At 66.3% G+C, this 14,936-nt stretch carries 16 protein-coding genes and 5 pseudogenes; 14 read left to right on the top strand and 7 right to left on the bottom strand.

The window, feature by feature from the left end:
• Positions 1-22: 22 nt before the first annotated feature.
• A complete protein-coding gene (locus tag AZOLI_RS03960; RefSeq protein ID WP_014247286.1) occupies positions 23-478 on the bottom strand; it encodes a MarR family winged helix-turn-helix transcriptional regulator in 456 nt (151 codons plus the stop codon).
• A gap of 169 nt (positions 479-647) precedes the next feature.
• Positions 648-1,067, bottom strand: a complete 420-nt coding sequence (locus AZOLI_RS03955; protein ID WP_014247285.1) for an organic hydroperoxide resistance protein — start codon at positions 1,065-1,067, stop codon at positions 648-650.
• Between the two features lie 241 nt (positions 1,068-1,308).
• On the opposite strand from AZOLI_RS03955, the pseudogene AZOLI_RS32285 reads away from it, so the two are divergent.
• Positions 1,309-1,550, top strand: a pseudogene (locus AZOLI_RS32285) (IS3 family transposase); the annotation flags it as partial.
• A gap of 31 nt (positions 1,551-1,581) precedes the next feature.
• Positions 1,582-1,761 (top strand): annotated as a pseudogene (locus AZOLI_RS32280) (IS3 family transposase); the annotation flags it as partial.
• 40 nt (positions 1,762-1,801) lie between these two features.
• Here AZOLI_RS32280 and AZOLI_RS03945 read toward each other — a convergent pair.
• The 3 genes from AZOLI_RS03945 to AZOLI_RS03935 all read right to left on the bottom strand — a co-directional run bounded on the left by AZOLI_RS03945 (position 1,802) and on the right by AZOLI_RS03935 (position 4,281).
• Positions 1,802-2,608 carry an SDR family NAD(P)-dependent oxidoreductase gene (locus AZOLI_RS03945; RefSeq protein ID WP_044549634.1) on the bottom strand — a complete coding sequence of 269 codons (807 nt, stop codon included), beginning with the start codon at positions 2,606-2,608 and terminating at the stop codon, positions 1,802-1,804.
• A 72-nt stretch (positions 2,609-2,680) separates the two neighbouring features.
• On the bottom strand, positions 2,681-3,241 hold the full coding sequence (locus AZOLI_RS03940) for a carboxymuconolactone decarboxylase family protein (protein WP_014247282.1): 561 nt from the start codon (positions 3,239-3,241) through the stop codon (positions 2,681-2,683).
• 92 nt (positions 3,242-3,333) lie between these two features.
• Positions 3,334-4,281: a LysR family transcriptional regulator gene (locus AZOLI_RS03935; protein WP_014247281.1), complete on the bottom strand. Its 948-nt coding sequence runs from the start codon at positions 4,279-4,281 to the stop codon at positions 3,334-3,336.
• Positions 4,282-4,390: 109 nt separating this feature from the next.
• Here AZOLI_RS03935 and AZOLI_RS33030 point away from each other — a divergent pair, with 109 nt between their 5' ends.
• From AZOLI_RS33030 to AZOLI_RS03895, 9 genes and pseudogenes are all read left to right on the top strand, one after another.
• Positions 4,391-4,660, top strand: coding sequence for a hypothetical protein (locus tag AZOLI_RS33030; protein ID WP_014247280.1), 270 nt, complete (start codon positions 4,391-4,393; stop codon positions 4,658-4,660).
• Between the two features lie 40 nt (positions 4,661-4,700).
• Complete coding sequence (locus AZOLI_RS03925) at positions 4,701-5,393, top strand: peroxiredoxin-like family protein (protein WP_014247279.1); 693 nt, start codon at positions 4,701-4,703, stop codon at positions 5,391-5,393.
• Positions 5,394-5,462: 69 nt separating this feature from the next.
• The gene (locus tag AZOLI_RS03920) at positions 5,463-6,176 is read left to right on the top strand and encodes an SDR family oxidoreductase (RefSeq protein WP_014247278.1); all 714 of its coding nucleotides are present in this window, start codon (positions 5,463-5,465) and stop codon (positions 6,174-6,176) included.
• 247 nt (positions 6,177-6,423) lie between these two features.
• Positions 6,424-6,570: pseudogene (locus AZOLI_RS33135) on the top strand (IS256 family transposase); the annotation flags it as partial.
• Positions 6,571-6,593: 23 nt separating this feature from the next.
• Positions 6,594-6,665: pseudogene (locus tag AZOLI_RS33795) on the top strand (transposase); the annotation flags it as partial.
• 217 nt (positions 6,666-6,882) lie between these two features.
• Positions 6,883-7,389 (top strand): DUF305 domain-containing protein, encoded by a 507-nt coding sequence (locus AZOLI_RS03910; RefSeq protein WP_244442517.1) that lies wholly within the window; start codon positions 6,883-6,885, stop codon positions 7,387-7,389.
• The gene (locus AZOLI_RS03905) at positions 7,386-8,849 is read left to right on the top strand and encodes a YncE family protein (protein ID WP_014247276.1); all 1,464 of its coding nucleotides are present in this window, start codon (positions 7,386-7,388) and stop codon (positions 8,847-8,849) included. The genes AZOLI_RS03910 and AZOLI_RS03905 overlap by 4 nt, the downstream gene beginning before the upstream one ends.
• Positions 8,850-8,922: 73 nt before the next feature.
• Positions 8,923-9,441 (top strand): sigma-70 family RNA polymerase sigma factor, encoded by a 519-nt coding sequence (locus AZOLI_RS03900; protein ID WP_014247275.1) that lies wholly within the window; start codon positions 8,923-8,925, stop codon positions 9,439-9,441.
• Positions 9,438-10,217: an anti-sigma factor family protein gene (locus AZOLI_RS03895; protein ID WP_014247274.1), complete on the top strand. Its 780-nt coding sequence runs from the start codon at positions 9,438-9,440 to the stop codon at positions 10,215-10,217. Before AZOLI_RS03900 ends, AZOLI_RS03895 begins: the two co-directional genes overlap by 4 nt.
• Here AZOLI_RS03895 and AZOLI_RS32275 read toward each other — a convergent pair.
• A pseudogene (locus tag AZOLI_RS32275) lies at positions 10,206-10,321 on the bottom strand (IS110 family transposase); the annotation flags it as partial. The gene AZOLI_RS03895 and the pseudogene AZOLI_RS32275 overlap by 12 nt on opposite strands.
• 63 nt (positions 10,322-10,384) lie before the next feature.
• Positions 10,385-11,302, bottom strand: coding sequence for a LysR family transcriptional regulator (locus tag AZOLI_RS03890; protein ID WP_014247273.1), 918 nt, complete (start codon positions 11,300-11,302; stop codon positions 10,385-10,387).
• A 180-nt stretch (positions 11,303-11,482) separates the two neighbouring features.
• Between AZOLI_RS03890 and AZOLI_RS03885 the strand changes: the two genes are divergently transcribed.
• The 3 genes from AZOLI_RS03885 (at position 11,483) to AZOLI_RS03875 (ending at position 14,935) form a co-directional block, all read left to right on the top strand.
• Positions 11,483-13,018 carry an ABC transporter substrate-binding protein gene (locus AZOLI_RS03885; protein WP_167331728.1) on the top strand — a complete coding sequence of 512 codons (1,536 nt, stop codon included), beginning with the start codon at positions 11,483-11,485 and terminating at the stop codon, positions 13,016-13,018.
• A 79-nt stretch (positions 13,019-13,097) separates the two neighbouring features.
• A complete protein-coding gene (locus AZOLI_RS03880; RefSeq protein WP_014247271.1) occupies positions 13,098-14,015 on the top strand; it encodes an ABC transporter permease in 918 nt (305 codons plus the stop codon).
• Positions 14,012-14,935: an ABC transporter permease gene (locus AZOLI_RS03875; protein WP_014247270.1), complete on the top strand. Its 924-nt coding sequence runs from the start codon at positions 14,012-14,014 to the stop codon at positions 14,933-14,935. The genes AZOLI_RS03880 and AZOLI_RS03875 overlap by 4 nt, the downstream gene beginning before the upstream one ends.
• The last annotated feature ends 1 nt before the right edge of the window (position 14,936 follow it).

Here is a 14,936-nt window from a genome sequence, read left to right as displayed (position 1 = left end):
AGCCCCTTTCGACACCGCGGGATCAGTTGTGGTCTGCGGCCCGATTGAGATCGTCGCGCAGCTTCAGCAACACCTCGCGCAGGGCGGACAGTTCCTCGACCGAGCAGCCGGCAGCGGCAGCGATGTGGGTCGGCACGCAGGCGGCCTTGCCGCGCAACGCCGCCCCCTCTGGCGTCAGGCGGATGCGGACAAGCCGCTCGTCCTGCGGATCGCGGGCGCGGGTGACCAGCCCCTGCCCTTCCATCCGTTTCAGCAGCGGGGTCAGCGTGCCGCTGTCCAGCCCCAGCCTTTCGCCCAGCGCCTTCATCGACTGCCCGTCCTCCTCCCACAGCAGCAACATCATCAGATATTGCGGGTAGGTCAGGCCGAGCGACTCCAGCAGCGGACGGTAGACACGGGTCATCGCCAGATTCGCCGAATACAGGGCGAAGCAGGCCTGGTTGGAGAGCAGAAGCGGATCGTTCCTGTCGGCAGTCATGGCTTTGTGGAACCTTCGAAACGGCGAGCGCCGCCGGGCTGTTGCGCGCCGGTCGATCATGCGTTCGGCACAATCGCGCGCAACAGCCCGGCGGCGCAATCCCGAAGCGTTTCGCTTCAGGTATTCACCCGATGCTATACCCTGGGGCAACACCCCGGAGGGAACAGCCTCAGGCAACCGTCGTGGTGACCGGGATGTTGCCCTTGGTGGCATGGCTGTAGGGGCAGACCTTGTGGGCGCGGGCCAGCAGATCCTCGGCCGCAGCCTTGTCCATGCCCGGCAGCGACACGACGAAGTCCACAGTCAGGCCGAAGCCCTCGCCATCGTCACGGGCGCCGATGCCCACCGTGGCGGTCACCGACAGGCCGGCCGGAACGGCGATCTTGTCGCGGTTGCCGACGAACTTGATGGCGCCGATGAAGCAGGCGGAATAGCCGGCGGCAAACAGCTGCTCGGGGTTGGTGGCCCCGCCCTGCCCGCCCAATTCCTTCGGCGCGGCCAGCGCGACCGACAGCAGCCCGTCCTCGCTGACGGCCTTGCCGTCGCGGCCACCGGTGGCGGACACCTTCGTCGAATACAGGGTCTTCATGGTGTGCTCTCCTTCATTGCATATGGGGGTTCGGTCGGCGGCGCGGCGGGAAGCATTGCCGCCTATGATCTCGTGAGAAGAAACATCGCTCACAATCGAATTGCACGCAATTTATTAAGCCATGCGAAACTCAATTGCGCGCAATGCATTCTTCACATGGCGGCCGGTGCTCCCCTTCGCCTTGGAGAGAGACCGCGCCGGATTTGCCGGAGGCCCCGTTTCCTGAGAGGATGGGGTCAGCATGACGAAACAGGGGTCACCGAAATACGCCCCTGAAGCCCGCGCGCGGTGCGGATGATGTTCGAACACGCTGGCGAGCATGCCTCGCAGTGGGCGGCGATCGGCTCGATCGCGGCGAAGATCGGCCGCAATCCCGAGACGCTGCGGGGTTGGGTCCGGCAGGCCGAACGCGACCAGGGGAAGCGGCCCGGCCCAACACGCCAATATCCGGATCGATACCGGGCTGTGCGTCTACTTATGCGATCCGCGCAGTCCATGGCAACGCGGCACGAACGAGACCATCGACGGCCTCTACAAGACCGAGGTGATCCGGCGCCGCAGGCCATGGCGCGCCCTGGAATGGGTGGACTGGTTCAACAACCGGCGCCTGCTCGAACCCATCGGCAACATTCCGCCCGCCAAGGCCCAAGCGCGCCATCATGCTCAAACCGAGGACGTCGCCATCGCGGCGTGACTCGAGCCAAATGGCCTCCGACAAACCCGGTGCGGTTCACTCACATGGCGGCATGCTCCCTGACCGCCGACTCAAGGCGGACCTTGAGATCGAGGAACCGCGCATCGATGGCCAGCGGGTCGTCCCGGTTGAGCGCGATCATCGCCGCCCGCGCTTCGCCGCCGCGGATCACCTCCAGCGCGTCCGTTTCGATCCCCGCCACGATGGCCGCGGCCACGGCCTCGGCGCTCTCGCGGGTGAAGCCCAGCTCCGGACCGGCGTTGTTCGACGCCATCATCGGGGTGTCGGTGGCGCCGGGATAGACGGTCAGCACATGGACGCCCTCGCCCTTCAGTTCGCGGCGCAAGGCCTCGCCGAACCGGGCCAAACCGGCCTTGGCGCCGGCATAGCTGGCGTAGAACGGAGCGCCGACAAGCCCCAGGCCGGACGATATGTTCACCACCATCCCCTCGCCGCTGGCGCGCAGCGCCGGAAGGGCGGCCCGCGTCAGCAGGATCGGCGCGGTCAGGTCGACGGCGATCATCGCGAGGATGTCCTCCTCGGTGACCTGCTCCAGTCGCCCGGCGCGAACACCGCCGGCATTGTTGACAAGGATGTCGAGCCCGCCCAGTGCGCCGAGTGCGCGTTCGAGCGTCTGCTTGCGCCCGTCGACGGTGGCGACGTCGGCCACGATGCCGGTCACCGACGATCCAGCCTTCTGCAAGGCGTCGACCGCCGCGGCCAGCCGGTCGGGGTGCCGGCCGGTGATGGCAAGGGCCACTCCTTTTTCGCTCAACGCCCGGGCGGCGGCAAAGCCGATGCCGCTGGAGCCGCCGGTTATGAGTGCGCGTTTTCCGGAGAGAATCATGTCAACCCCATATGGATCGATTCGGTGACGAGACCTGTCGGGTGCGTGACGAGAACGGCGCTCCGCCCTGTGTCAGGCACGGGCCGGCTTGCTCCACTCGTTGCCCTTCATGAAGGCGTCGAGCGGCGTGTGGGTGATGTGGTTGGTGTAGTTGCTCATCACCTTGGTGGCGACGCCGAGCACCACCTCCAGGACGTTGCGGCGGGTGAAGCCGGCCGCCAGGAAATCATCGACGTCCGCGTCGGCGACCCAGCCGCGATTGCGGACCACCAGCGTGGTGAAGCGGTGCAGAGCCTCCAGCCGGGCGTCGGGCAGTTCGCTGCCGGCCCGCAGCGCGGCGATCACGTCCTCGCCCATCTTCTGCATCCGGGCGAGCGTGGTGTGACCGGCCATGCAATAGTGGCACTCGTTCTCGAAATTGGCGGTCAGATACACGACCTGCTGCTCATGGACGGTGAGCGTGGTCTTGGCGAACAGATCCCACAGCGCCGTATAGCCGGCCAGCAGTTCCGGCGATTCCGCCATATAGGACTGCAGGTTGGGCACGAAGCCGAAAGCGGCCTTCACGCCCTCGAAAATCGGCTTTGCGCCATCCGGGGCGGTATCGAGGGTGTGGCTGGTGAACTGGGTCATGGTGGCGGTTCCTTGTTCCGTCGGTTGCGTTCGACGGATCGGACCCTGACCCAATCCAGAGGCGGCGCGTAGGCGGGCTGCGCGACTAATGCCTATGCCTCCTGGGAATGACCGCCGTTGAAATGGCGTTCCCCGGACTCCGCTTCCTCCGCAGGCGCATCGTCGCCGTTCACGATGGCGGCGACGAACTCGGCGAAGGCGCGCGCCTTGGTGCTGGCCAGCCGGCCGGTGGGAAACACCGCCCACAGGTCGACCGGCGGCAGCGTCCAGTCTTCCAGCACGCGCCGCACCGAACCGTTTGCAAGCTCGGGACCGAACATCCAGTCGGACGCCACCGCCAGCCCCAGATCGGCCAGCACCGCCGCCCGGATTCCTTCCGCCGCGCTGACCCGCAGCCGGCCGCGCACCACGACCGACGCTTCGGTTCCGCCCTGCCGGAAAGCCCAGCTGTTGCTGAGCTGGCTGTAGACCACCGCGTCATGATCGGCGAGGTCGGCCGGGGTGCGCGGCACGCCCGCGCGGGCAAGATAGGCGGGCGTCGCCACGACAGAGCGGCCACCGCTGGCGATCCGCCGGGCCACCGCCGTCGAGTCCGACAGCGTGCCCATGCGCAGCGCAACGTCGATCCCCTCGGACACCAGATCGATCACCCGGTCGTCCAGAATCACCTCCATGTCCAACGCCGGATGACGGCTCAGGAATTCGGGCAGCCGCGGCACGATCAGCAGCCGGGCGAAGGTGGTCGCCGCGCAGATCCGCAACCGGCCCGACAGGCCCGCACCGGCACCCCGCGCCTCCTGTTCCGCTTCATCGGCCTCCCGGATGGCGAGCCGGGCGCGCTCGTAAAAGCGCAGTCCCGCTTCGGTGGGCGTCAGGCCATGCGTCGACCGCAGCAGCAGGCGCACCTGCAATCGCTCCTCCAGCTGCGCGATGGTCTTGGAGATGGCCGGCTGGCCAACCCCCAGCTGCCGCGCCGCGCCCGAAAAGGAGCCGGTCTCCACCACCCGCACGAAGCTGGCCATCGCCTGCAATCGGTCCATCGTTATTCCTGACGGGAATTGCCGTTATCGCTCCGGCCGGGCTGCCGCCCGGAGATTGGAATGGCGATAACTCTCCCATCGGCGGCGACGCTGCAAGGGAGAAGCGAACATGATCGAGCTTTGTGGGTTTGCCACGCCGAACAGCGTCAAGGTTCCGGCGGCCTTGGAGGAGATGGACCTCTCCCATGTCCTGAAACCCGTCAACATCCGCCAGGGCGAACAGAAGACCGGCAGGCTGCCGCCGCTCACCAGCCGCCACACGCGCATCGCGCTGACGCAGAAGCTGCGCCGGATCGTCGACGAAGGCGCCGGTTACGGCCGGGCGCTGGAAGGCATCAGCGCGGCCGAGGTCGCCCGCTCCGCCGCCGCGAACGGCTGATCCGCATTTCCCTCGACTCCATACGACAGAGGACTTCCCCATGTCGCTCCCCCATAAGTCGCTTCAGGACAAGCTTGACGCCTTCAAGGCCGATTTCCAGGCGGGCAAGCCGCCCTACAACGTCCCTCGCTCGGCGATCGAGACGATGCACCGCGCCACCGCCGAACTGATCGCCTCGGGCGCCGCCGGCCTTGCGCTCAAGGCAGGGGACAAGGCCCCCGCCTTCACGCTCGACGATCCCGACGGCAAGGCGGTGTCGTCCGCCGCACTTCTGGCGGAGGGACCGCTGGTGGTCAGCTTCTACCGCGGCGTCTGGTGCCCCTACTGCAACATGGAGCTGCAGTCGTTGCAGGCGGCGTTGCCGACCTTCCTGTCGTTCGGTGCGAATCTGGTCGCCATCTCGCCGCAGACGGCCCCGAACAGCCGCAAGTCGGTGCGCCAAAACGCGCTCGATTTCCCGATCCTGTCGGATCCGGGCAACGACGTCGCCGCCGCATTTGGCCTGCGCTTCGCGCTGCCCGATTATCTGGTCGAGCTGTACAAGGGGCTGAAGAACGACCTGCCGGCGTTCAACGGCGATGCGAACTGGACCTTGCCGATGCCGGCCCGCTTCGTCATCGGACAGGACGGCACGATCCTCTATGCCGAGGTCAATCCGGACTACACCCGCCGCCCCGAGCCCGAAGACATGCTGCCGGCACTGCGCAGCGCCAGCCGGACGGCGGCCGCCTGACCCCTGTCAATTCCCCTCGCGTCAATAACGCCCCCAACCCAACACTGGAGCGGGGGCTGGAGATCAACGATGAAACGCAGCTTCCTGATCACCGGTGCCAGCAAGGGCATCGGCCTGGCGCTCGCGCATCGGCTCGCCGCGCACGGTCACGCCGTCATCGGCATCGCGCGCACCTTGACCGATGATTTTCCGGGAACGCTCTACCCGCTCGACATGGCCGGCGATACGGCGGCCGGCACACTCGCGGACGTCGTCACGCGTCATGCCGTCGATGGCGTGGTCAACAATGTCGGACTCGTCCGCCCGCAGCCGCTCGGCGCGGTTGACCCGGCGGTGCTGGACGAAGTGCTGCGGCTCAATCTCCACCCGGCGCTGACGGCGGCCCAGGCGGCATTGCCGGCAATGAAGGCGCGCGGCTGGGGCCGGATCGTCAACATATCGAGCCTTACCGTGCTGGGTGCCGTGGAGCGCACCGCCTATGCCGCGGCAAAGGCCGCTTTGGTCAGCTTTGCACGAAGTTGGGCACTGGAACTGGCCGGCAACGGGATCACCGTGAACGCTGTGTCGCCGGGTCCAACCGAAACCGAGTTGTTTCGTGCCAACAATCCGCCCGGCAGCATCGGCGAGGCACGATATCTCGCAGGTGTGCCGATGGGCCGCTTCGCCAAGCCCGATGAAGTTGCGGCGGCGATCGCCTTTCTCCTGTCCGACGAGGCGGGCTTCATCACCGGCCAGACGATTCATGTCGACGGTGGGGCTTCGATCGGAAAAGCCAGGTTCTGAACAAGGACGGCATGCCCTTGTCGGCGAAGCCGCCGTTTGGCGGCCAGCCGCCCAATTGTCCGGAAACCCGCGTTGACGGCGGCTTTCCGGACACAATGCTTGTCGGGCGGGTTTCCCGACAAAGCCAACGTCCAGGGACGTGGTGGAAAATGCGCCCGATCCTCCGCCCCTCGGGCGGTGACGGGGCAGCGTGAGGTGGCCATCGCGCATCTTCGGTAAGGTCGAGTTGCCACACGCGACTCACGTCATGGCACTGATCGAGCAGATCCAGAAGAGCACCGACGGCGATTTCCTGCGCGCGATTGCCGAGCAGGCGTTGCACCGGTTGATGGACTTAGAGGTCGAGGCGCTGATCGGCGCCGCGCGTCACGAACGCAGCGATACGCGCCCCACCCGCCTCGAGGTCCGCCAGAACGGGCGCTCCGTACCGAATTGCACAGCACAAATCCCATCGAGCGCCTGAACAAGGAGGTCAAGCGCCGTACCGATAGCTGACGCTCGAGTCCATGGCGGGCCTCGCGCCGGCTGACGATCCACACTCCTCAAGAACGGCCCGATTCAGCACCCCGTCGGATGAACGCCCCATCGTTTGCATAAAAATAATCGACGCCGCGCGGAATAATCGTATGGCCGGCCAGTCCACCCCGTCGAGACCGCGACGAGACAGACCGAAGAGCCTCCTATGCGATATCCGATATTGATAGCCGTGGCCCTCGCCCTGACAACGGGAATGGCCGCGTCGACGCTGGCCGGTGCCCAAACTGCCCACGCACACTCAGCCGGGCCGGCCATGGCATCGGCGCTCGACGACGAAGCGCCGTTCCTGGCGGAAAACAGCGCCGCTATGGACAGAATGATGTCCGATATGGCGGTGAAGCCAACGGGCGACGTCGACGCCGATTTCGCGGCGATGATGATTCCCCATCACCAGGGCGCGATCGACATGGCGCTCGCCCAACTGCGGTACGGGAAGAACGAGCAGCTTCGGCGCATCGCGCAGGAGATCATCGTCGAGCAGCAGCAGGAGATCGCCGCCATGCGCATGGCCTTGGGCCAGCCGCTGCCGCCGTCCGTGCCGGTACCGACCCAGGTTTCACGGCCCCAGATCTCACCGCCCCAGATCTCACCGCCGCAAGTCCCGCCTCAAGCATCCGCCTCGCAGACCCCTCCGTCTCCGATGCACATGCATATGAAAGAGGGTCAGCCCCAATGAAGATCCGTCTGCTTTCCACCCTGGCGATGATCGCCGGCTCGATGCTTGCGGGACATCTGCCCGCCTATGCCGGGCAAGCACCCTACGCCGGCACGGCGCCGGATTTTCCGATCAGCCACCGCGATCGCGTCTATGCGGCCGAACAGTTCTCGAACACGGTTTCGGTCATCGATCCCGTCGACAACAAGCTGCTCGGCGTCATTCGCCTGGGAGACCCGCAGCCGGCGAACTTCAGCCCGCTCTACAAGGGACAGGTGCTGGTCCATGGCATGGGTTTCTCCCCCGACCGCAAGACCATCGCGGTCGTGTCGATCGGCTCCAATTCGGTCAGCTTCATCGATACGGCCACCAATACGGTCAAGCACACCACCTATGTCGGGCGCTCGCCTCACGAGGCGTTCTTCACCCCGGACGGCAGCGAGGTCTGGGTCACGGTGCGGGGCGAGAACTATGTCGCCGTCCTCGATGCAAAGACCTTCGAAGAGAAGACCCGGATCAAGACGCCCAACGGTCCCGGCATGCAGATCTTCTCGCCGGACGGAAAATACGGCTACATCTGCTCCTCCTTCAACCCGGAGACGGACGTCGTCAGCGTGGCGGATCACCGGATCGTCGCGCGCATCCAGCAGGCCAGCCCCTTCTGTCCCAACATCGCGGCGACCCCGGATGGCCGGCAGGTCTGGCTCACCCTGAAGGATATCGGCAAGACGCAGGTCTTCAATGCCCAGCCACCATTCGACCCGATCAAGACGCTCGACACCGGCCCGATCACCAACCACGTCAATTTCGCGCACAACGCCAATGGGACGTTCGCCTACGTCACCATCGGCGGCCTGAACGAGGTCAAGGTGTTTCGCACCGACAGCTTCGAGCATGTCGCAACGATTCCCGTCGGCAACCTGCCGCATGGCATCTGGCCGTCCGGCGACGGCAGCCGCATCTATGTCGGGCTGGAGAATGCGGACGCTATGGCTGCGATCGACACCATGACGAACACGGTGATCGCGACCGTGCCGGTCGGCCAGGCGCCGCAGGCGATCGTCTATGTGCCCGAGGCCGTGCCCGAAGGTGCGGGAACCGACAACCTGACCCCCCTCGGGGGCGCCGGGCAGGCGACGCATCTCGACCTCGCGGTCTCGGCGAACGGAAAGCCCGGCAAGGCCGTCACGACGGTGACGCTGTTCGACCAGGGGCTGATCCAGGTTCTCCAGGCCGCCGTGACGAACCTCGAACCCAGAAAGCCCTATGTGCTGGCGCTGGCCGAGACCGAAACCGGCAAGGGTACGCTGCAGCCGCTCGCCGCGTTCATGACGAATCCGGCCGGATCGGCAATCGTCAACACAGCCGGACCGATCCGGCAGATCGTGCAGAGCACCGCGAAAGCCGAGAAGCGGTATCTGGTCATAACCGAGGGCACGGCGGCACAGCCCGGTGCCGTCGTCCAGATCCAGGCGCGGTGACAGGCGGCCGGCCCGCCCTCGAACCGGAGGCGGGCCGGCTTGGGACCCAGCATTCATGGTCGCACGATGCCCGATGATGATCGAACTGCTTGAACCCCTCATACCGGCGCTTCGCCGATACGCGCGCTCGCTGCTCCGCGATCGCACGGCGGCCGACGATCTGGTCCAGGACTGCCTGGAACGCGCCATCGCCCACTGGAACCAGCGCCGGGTCGGCGGCGACACCCGCGGATGGGTCTTCACCATCCTGCACAACCTCGCCATGACCGAATTGAAGCGCAGGTCCACACGATCCTCGGACATCGACGTCGAGTCCGCCGAGAATTGGCTCTCGACGCCCGCGTCGCAGGAGGATGGCCTGCATCACCGCGCCCTGTTGCGTGCGCTCGAAGCACTTCCCGAGGACCAGCGCGCGGTCATTCTGCTTGTCAGCATAGAAGACCTCTCCTATGCGGATGCGGCCAGGGTTCTGGATGTGCCGATAGGGACCGTCATGTCGCGACTGTCGCGTGCGCGCGAAAAGCTGCTGAAAAGCATCAAGGAGATGCCGGCCGAAGCTGCCGGACGGTCCCATTTGCGGAGGGTGAAATGATCAGCCGTCCGATCACCGAGGACGATCTAAACGCCTTCGTCGACCAGCGCCTCGATCCGGTCCGGCAGGCGGAGGTGGCGGCCTATCTGGAGACCCATCCCGAGGTGGCGGAGCGCGTGTCGGGCTATGCCGCCCAACGCGACGATCTCAGAGCCCTGCTCTTGCCGATCGCCGACGAACCGGTTCCCGCGGCGCTCAACGTCAGACACATCGTGGAACGCCAGGAACGCCGATCCCGCTTGCCGTGGTGGGCCGCCGCGGCGGCGGCCGTATTGTTGGGGTTCGGCGGCGCCGGCGGCTGGACGCTGCGGGGGTTGTCCGATCCGCCACGGCAAGGCGTCGCCTCGCTCGGCCAGGAGGCTGCGGACAATTACGTCGTCTACAGCCCTGACCGCCTGCGTCCCGTCGAACTGCGTGCCGACGCCGGCACCGAACTCGCCAATTGGATTTCCACCCGTCTGGGACGGCAGGTCGGGATTCCGAACCTCGAAGCGTCGGGCTACCGCTTCATGGGCGGACGTGTCGTCGCGACCCCGCACGGGCCGGCGGCGCTCTTCATGTATGACGATGACCGTGGCATGCGTCTGGTCATGCTGAGCCGCCCCATGGCGGTGGATCGCGACGTCCCGATGCAGCCCTTGAGCCGGCAGGCTGCCAGCGGCTTTTCATGGGCGGTCAAGGGCATGGGCTACAGCTTGGTCGGCCCCGCCGATACACAAGCGCTCCTGCATCCCATTGCCGACGAGGTGCGGCGCCAGATCGCCAACGGTGCGTAGGGCCGGGCGCGTGACCGCTTCGCAGATCGCGCCTGCTTCACGTGCGGTTTGACGCAGGCGGGCGGCATCAGCCTCACCATATGCCCCAACGCCGCGATCTCCCGGCGACGGCATTGGTTTGCCACCGATCCCAGAAGGTGGAAGGGCCGCCGCCACATCACCCCACCTCAGATCGGCGCTTCGGCACTGCGGTCCAGGCGCTTGATGATGCCGGTCAGGTGGGTCGCAAAGGCATACACCGCCTCCGGCAGATGGCGGCCGAGCATGGTCTGGATCTGGTAATAGCGCTGGTCGAGTGTGGGAGAGTCGATCGGGACCGACGCCACCGGATGGCCCACCGTGCTGGAATGGACGGTGAAGGGACTTGCGACGGTGATGCCGCCGCCTTCCGCTGCAAAGGCCCACAGCCCGGCGATGTAGTTTGAAACCAGCACCGGTTCGATCACGACCCCGGCCAGGCCGCAGGCGATATCGAACAGCTGCCGCACGGTGGTGTCCTTTTCCGGCAGCGCGATGGCTTCACGGGCCAGCTGGGCCAGCGACACGACGGGCTGGCCGGCCAGCGGATGGTCCTTCGCCATCACCGCCAGGACCGGCGCCCGGCCTTCCCCCATCGCCCTGACCCCCGGTTCGGGGGCGAAGGAGAAGGTGGCGCCGATATCGACCTCTCCCTCCCGCACCATGCGGGTGACGGCCGCCGGTGCGACGACGCGCAGTTCGATGCGGATGCCGGGATGGCGGTCGCGGAAGCTGCGGATGGCCGCCGGGATCAGGCTCATGCCGAATCCCTCGGTCGCGGCGACACGCACCCGTCCGCTGGCCAGCCCGCGCAACCGCTTCAACTCGGTCACGATGGCCTCTTCCTCCAGGAACAGGCGCTGGGCATGGCGGGCGAGCAGGTCGCCGGCATAGCTCGGCACCATTCCGCGCGGCCGGCGTTCGAACAATTCGACGCCGAGATCGGCTTCGAGATGGGCGATCTGCCGGCTGATGGCGGAGGAGGCGACATGCAGCCGGGCCGAGGCGTCGGCGATGGAGCCGGTGCGGGCGACCTCAAGGAAATAACGGAGCGCGGTGGCGTTCATGGCGTTTCCCCTCGACGACGCCGATTTGGTAAGATCACTGAATATCAGCACCATGAACCATGCCGTTGCCGATTCAGCAACGAGAACTTCCAACTATTATAATTGCGGCATGCCAATCTGCACAATACCGTGTCATGGCTAACTTTCGTGCAAATGGACCCTCTTGGACGGAGTTCGGACATGGCGCCCTTTGCGTACGGTAAGTCGATGATGTTCGCAGCCGCGGCGGTCGCGGCCCTGGCCCTGCCTTCGGTGGCCCTTGCCAACAAGGCGAACGACACGCTGGTCTACGCTTCGGACAGCGAGCCGGAGAACATCAGCCCCTATCACAACAATCTGCGCGAAGGCGTCATCATCGCCCATCTCGTCTGGGATACGCTGATCTACCGGAATCCCAAGACCGGCGAGTACGAGCCGGAGCTGGCGACCTCGTGGAAATGGATCGATCCGGTCACGCTGGAACTGAAGCTGCGCCAGGGTGTGACCTTCCAGGACGGCTCGCCCTTCACCGCCGACGATGTGGTGTTCACCTTCAATTACGTGCTGACGCCGGAAGCGAAGGTGGTGACCAAGCAGAACGTCGAATGGATGGCCGGCACCGACAAGATCGACGACTACACGGTGCGCGTCCGGCTGAAGGGCCCGTTCCCGGCGGCGCTGGAATATCTGTCCGGCCCGACCCCGATCTATCCCGCCGCCTATTTCAAGAAGGTCGGGCTGGATGGCTTCTCCAAGGCGCCCATCGGCACCGGCCCCTACCGCATCACCGCGGTGGAGAACGGCAAGGGCGTGATGATGGAAAAGTACAAGGGCTATTTCAAAGGCAGCCCGCTCGGCGATCCCGCCATCGGCAAGATCCAGTTCCGCGTCATCCCCGACGGCGAGACCCGCATGGCCGAACTGATGACCGGCGGCGTCGATTGGATCTGGCGCGTGCCGAAGGACCAGGCGGAGCAGCTGAAGACGGTGCCGAACCTCACCGTTCTGTCGGCCGAGACGATGCGCGTCGGCTTCCTGCAGTTCGACTCCGCCGGCCGCACCGCCGCCGATACCCCGATGAAGAACGAGAAGGTCCGCCAAGCCATCGCCTATGCCATCGACCGTCAGGCGATGGTCAAGAATCTGGTCGGCGAGGGCGCGCGGGTGATGCATTCCGCCTGCTTCATCGACCAGACCGGCTGCACCGACGACGGCGTTCCGCGTTACGACTACAATCCGGAAAAGGCGAAGAAGCTGCTGGCCGAGGCCGGCTATCCGAACGGGTTCGAAACCGATCTCTACGCCTATCGCGAGCGCGAATACGCGGAGGCGGTCATCGGCTATCTGCGCGCGGTCGGCATCCGCGCCAACCTGCGGTTCCTGAAATACGCGGCGATGCGCGAAGCCGCCCGCGCCGGCAAGGTGCCGCTGCAATACCAGACCTGGGGCTCCTTCTCGGTGAACGACGCCTCCGCCTTCACCGGCGTGTGGTTCAAGGAGAACGAGGACGACATGAGCCGGGACCCCAAGGTCAGGGCTCTGCTCGAGAAGGCCGATACGACGACCGACACCGCGGCACGAAAGGACCTCTACAAGGAAGCGCTGTCGACGATCGCGCAGAAGGCCTATCTGCTGCCGCTGTTCTCCTATCCCAGCAATTACGCCTTCACGTCCGACCTCGCCTTCACCGCACAGCCGGACGAGCTTCCGCGCTTCTACGCCGCCCGCTGGAAGTGAGGCCGCGGCGGCGGGCCGGCATGATTGTTGATAGCCGGCCCGCAGCGCCTCTCCGCACGCTCCTTTTCAGGAGACCGCCATGCTCGCCTTCCTGCTTCGCCGGCTCGCCGTGGCGCTGTCGGTGGTGCTGACCGTATCGGTCATCGCGTTTCTGCTTCTGCATCTGTCCGGCGACCTCGCCACCGACCTCGCCGGTCCCGAAGCGTCGCCCGAACAGGTGGCGCAGGTGCGGGCCGAATACGGCCTGGACCAGCCTCTCGCCGTCCAGTACGGCCATTGGCTGGCCGGGGCTATCCGGTTCGATTTCGGCCAGTCCTTCTATTTCCGGGAATCGGTGGCGTCGCTGGTCGGCGACCGCATTCCGATCACTTTGAAACTCGGCGCCATCGCGCTCGGCCTCGCCCTGGTCTTCGCCATTCCGCTGGGGGCGCTGGCCGCCGTGAAGCGCGGCAGCTGGTTCGACCGCGCGGCGCTGGCCTTCTGCGCGCTGGGGCAGGCGGTGCCGACCTTCTGGCTCGGCCTGACGCTGATCATCGTCTTCTCGGTCAATCTGCGCTGGCTGCCGGTGTCCGGCAACGCGACCTGGAGCCATTACGTGCTGCCGTCGGTGGCGCTCGGCTGGTACGCCATTCCCGCGGTGATGCGGCTGACCCGCAACGGCATGCTGGACGTGATGGCGTCCGACTATATCCGGACGGCACGCGCCAAGGGCCTGCGCCCAAAGACGGTGATCTTCAAGCATGCGCTGCGCAACGCGGTGGTGCCGGTGGTGGCGCTGGCGGCGGTGCAGTTCGGCTTCATGCTCGGCGGCTCCATCGTGGTCGAGGCGGTCTTCTCGATGCAGGGGCTGGGGCAACTCGCCTGGGAGGCCATCGGGCGCAAGGACTTCCCGGTCGTCCAGGCCATCGTGATGCTGCTGGCCACGATCTACATCCTGCTGACCCTCCTCGCCGACATCCTCAACGCCTGGCTGGACCCAAGGATCCGCGTCGCATGAGCACCACGAGCGCATCCAGTGCCACCGCCACGGCCGCCGGTTTCGACGCCGTTCCGGTCCGCCGGTCGCCGCTGGCCCGCTTCACCAAGCGGGCGGCCCGCCACCCCGGTTTCATGGCCGGCGCCTTCATCCTCGCCGTCATCCTCGTCATGTCGATCGGCGCACCGCTGTTCACCGCCCACGACCCCTATGCCCAGGACATCTCCAAGCGGCTGATCCCGCCGATCTGGCACCCCAAGGGCACCTGGGAGCATTGGCTCGGCACCGATAAGCTGGGGCGCGACTACTTCGCCCGGCTGCTCTATGGCGGGCGCATCTCGCTGATGATCGGCGCGGCGACGGTGCTGATGTCCGGCGCCATCGGCACGGCGCTGGGCGTCGCCGCCGGCTTCTTCGGCGGGCGGGTCGACATGGTCATCGGCTACATCATCAACGTGCGGCTTGCGCTGCCGGTGGTGCTGGTGGCGCTGGCGGTGGCCGCCCTGGTCGGCACCTCGCTGAACACGGTCATCGTCGTGCTGGGGCTGCTGCTGTGGGACCGCTTCGCCGTGGTGGCGCGGTCGACGACGCAGCAGATCGCCCATGCCGATTTCGTCGCGGCGGCCCGCGCCATCGGCTGTTCGACCCGGCTGATCGTCTTCTCCGAAGTGCTGCCCAACATCGTCAACCCGCTGATCGTGGTCGCCACGCTGGAAATGGCCCATGCCATCCTGCTGGAGGCGGCGCTGTCCTTCCTCGGGCTTGGCGTGCAGCCGCCGCTGCCGTCCTGGGGCCTGATGATCTCGGAGGGCAAGCAGTACATGTTCTTCAGCCCCTGGGTCATCACCATCCCCGGCGTGGCGCTGGTGGCGCTGGTCCTGGGCATCAACCTTCTGGGCGACGGCCTGCGCGACGTCACCGCCCCCGACAACCGGAGCTGAC

Source organism: Azospirillum lipoferum 4B, assembly GCF_000283655.1.
Classification (GTDB): Bacteria; Pseudomonadota; Alphaproteobacteria; order Azospirillales; family Azospirillaceae; genus Azospirillum; species Azospirillum lipoferum_C.
Note: the sequence above shows the minus strand (reverse complement) of the source record. Positions and strands in the feature narration are given on the sequence as shown.

What these genes read in the sequence shown, in the direction of transcription:
- AZOLI_RS03960 (WP_014247286.1), bottom strand. Translation starts at nt 478, where the DNA reads ATGACTGCCGACAGGAACGATCCGCTTCTGCTCTCCAACCAGGCCTGC.
- AZOLI_RS03955 (WP_014247285.1), bottom strand. Translation starts at nt 1,067, where the DNA reads ATGAAGACCCTGTATTCGACGAAGGTGTCCGCCACCGGTGGCCGCGAC.
- AZOLI_RS03945 (WP_044549634.1), bottom strand. Translation starts at nt 2,608, where the DNA reads ATGATTCTCTCCGGAAAACGCGCACTCATAACCGGCGGCTCCAGCGGC.
- AZOLI_RS03940 (WP_014247282.1), bottom strand. Translation starts at nt 3,241, where the DNA reads ATGACCCAGTTCACCAGCCACACCCTCGATACCGCCCCGGATGGCGCA.
- AZOLI_RS03935 (WP_014247281.1), bottom strand. Translation starts at nt 4,281, where the DNA reads ATGGACCGATTGCAGGCGATGGCCAGCTTCGTGCGGGTGGTGGAGACC.
- AZOLI_RS33030 (WP_014247280.1), top strand. Translation starts at nt 4,391, where the DNA reads ATGATCGAGCTTTGTGGGTTTGCCACGCCGAACAGCGTCAAGGTTCCG.
- AZOLI_RS03925 (WP_014247279.1), top strand. Translation starts at nt 4,701, where the DNA reads ATGTCGCTCCCCCATAAGTCGCTTCAGGACAAGCTTGACGCCTTCAAG.
- AZOLI_RS03920 (WP_014247278.1), top strand. Translation starts at nt 5,463, where the DNA reads ATGAAACGCAGCTTCCTGATCACCGGTGCCAGCAAGGGCATCGGCCTG.
- AZOLI_RS03905 (WP_014247276.1), top strand. Translation starts at nt 7,386, where the DNA reads ATGAAGATCCGTCTGCTTTCCACCCTGGCGATGATCGCCGGCTCGATG.
- AZOLI_RS03900 (WP_014247275.1), top strand. Translation starts at nt 8,923, where the DNA reads ATGATGATCGAACTGCTTGAACCCCTCATACCGGCGCTTCGCCGATAC.
- AZOLI_RS03895 (WP_014247274.1), top strand. Translation starts at nt 9,438, where the DNA reads ATGATCAGCCGTCCGATCACCGAGGACGATCTAAACGCCTTCGTCGAC.
- AZOLI_RS03890 (WP_014247273.1), bottom strand. Translation starts at nt 11,302, where the DNA reads ATGAACGCCACCGCGCTCCGTTATTTCCTTGAGGTCGCCCGCACCGGC.
- AZOLI_RS03885 (WP_167331728.1), top strand. Translation starts at nt 11,483, where the DNA reads ATGGCGCCCTTTGCGTACGGTAAGTCGATGATGTTCGCAGCCGCGGCG.
- AZOLI_RS03880 (WP_014247271.1), top strand. Translation starts at nt 13,098, where the DNA reads ATGCTCGCCTTCCTGCTTCGCCGGCTCGCCGTGGCGCTGTCGGTGGTG.
- AZOLI_RS03875 (WP_014247270.1), top strand. Translation starts at nt 14,012, where the DNA reads ATGAGCACCACGAGCGCATCCAGTGCCACCGCCACGGCCGCCGGTTTC.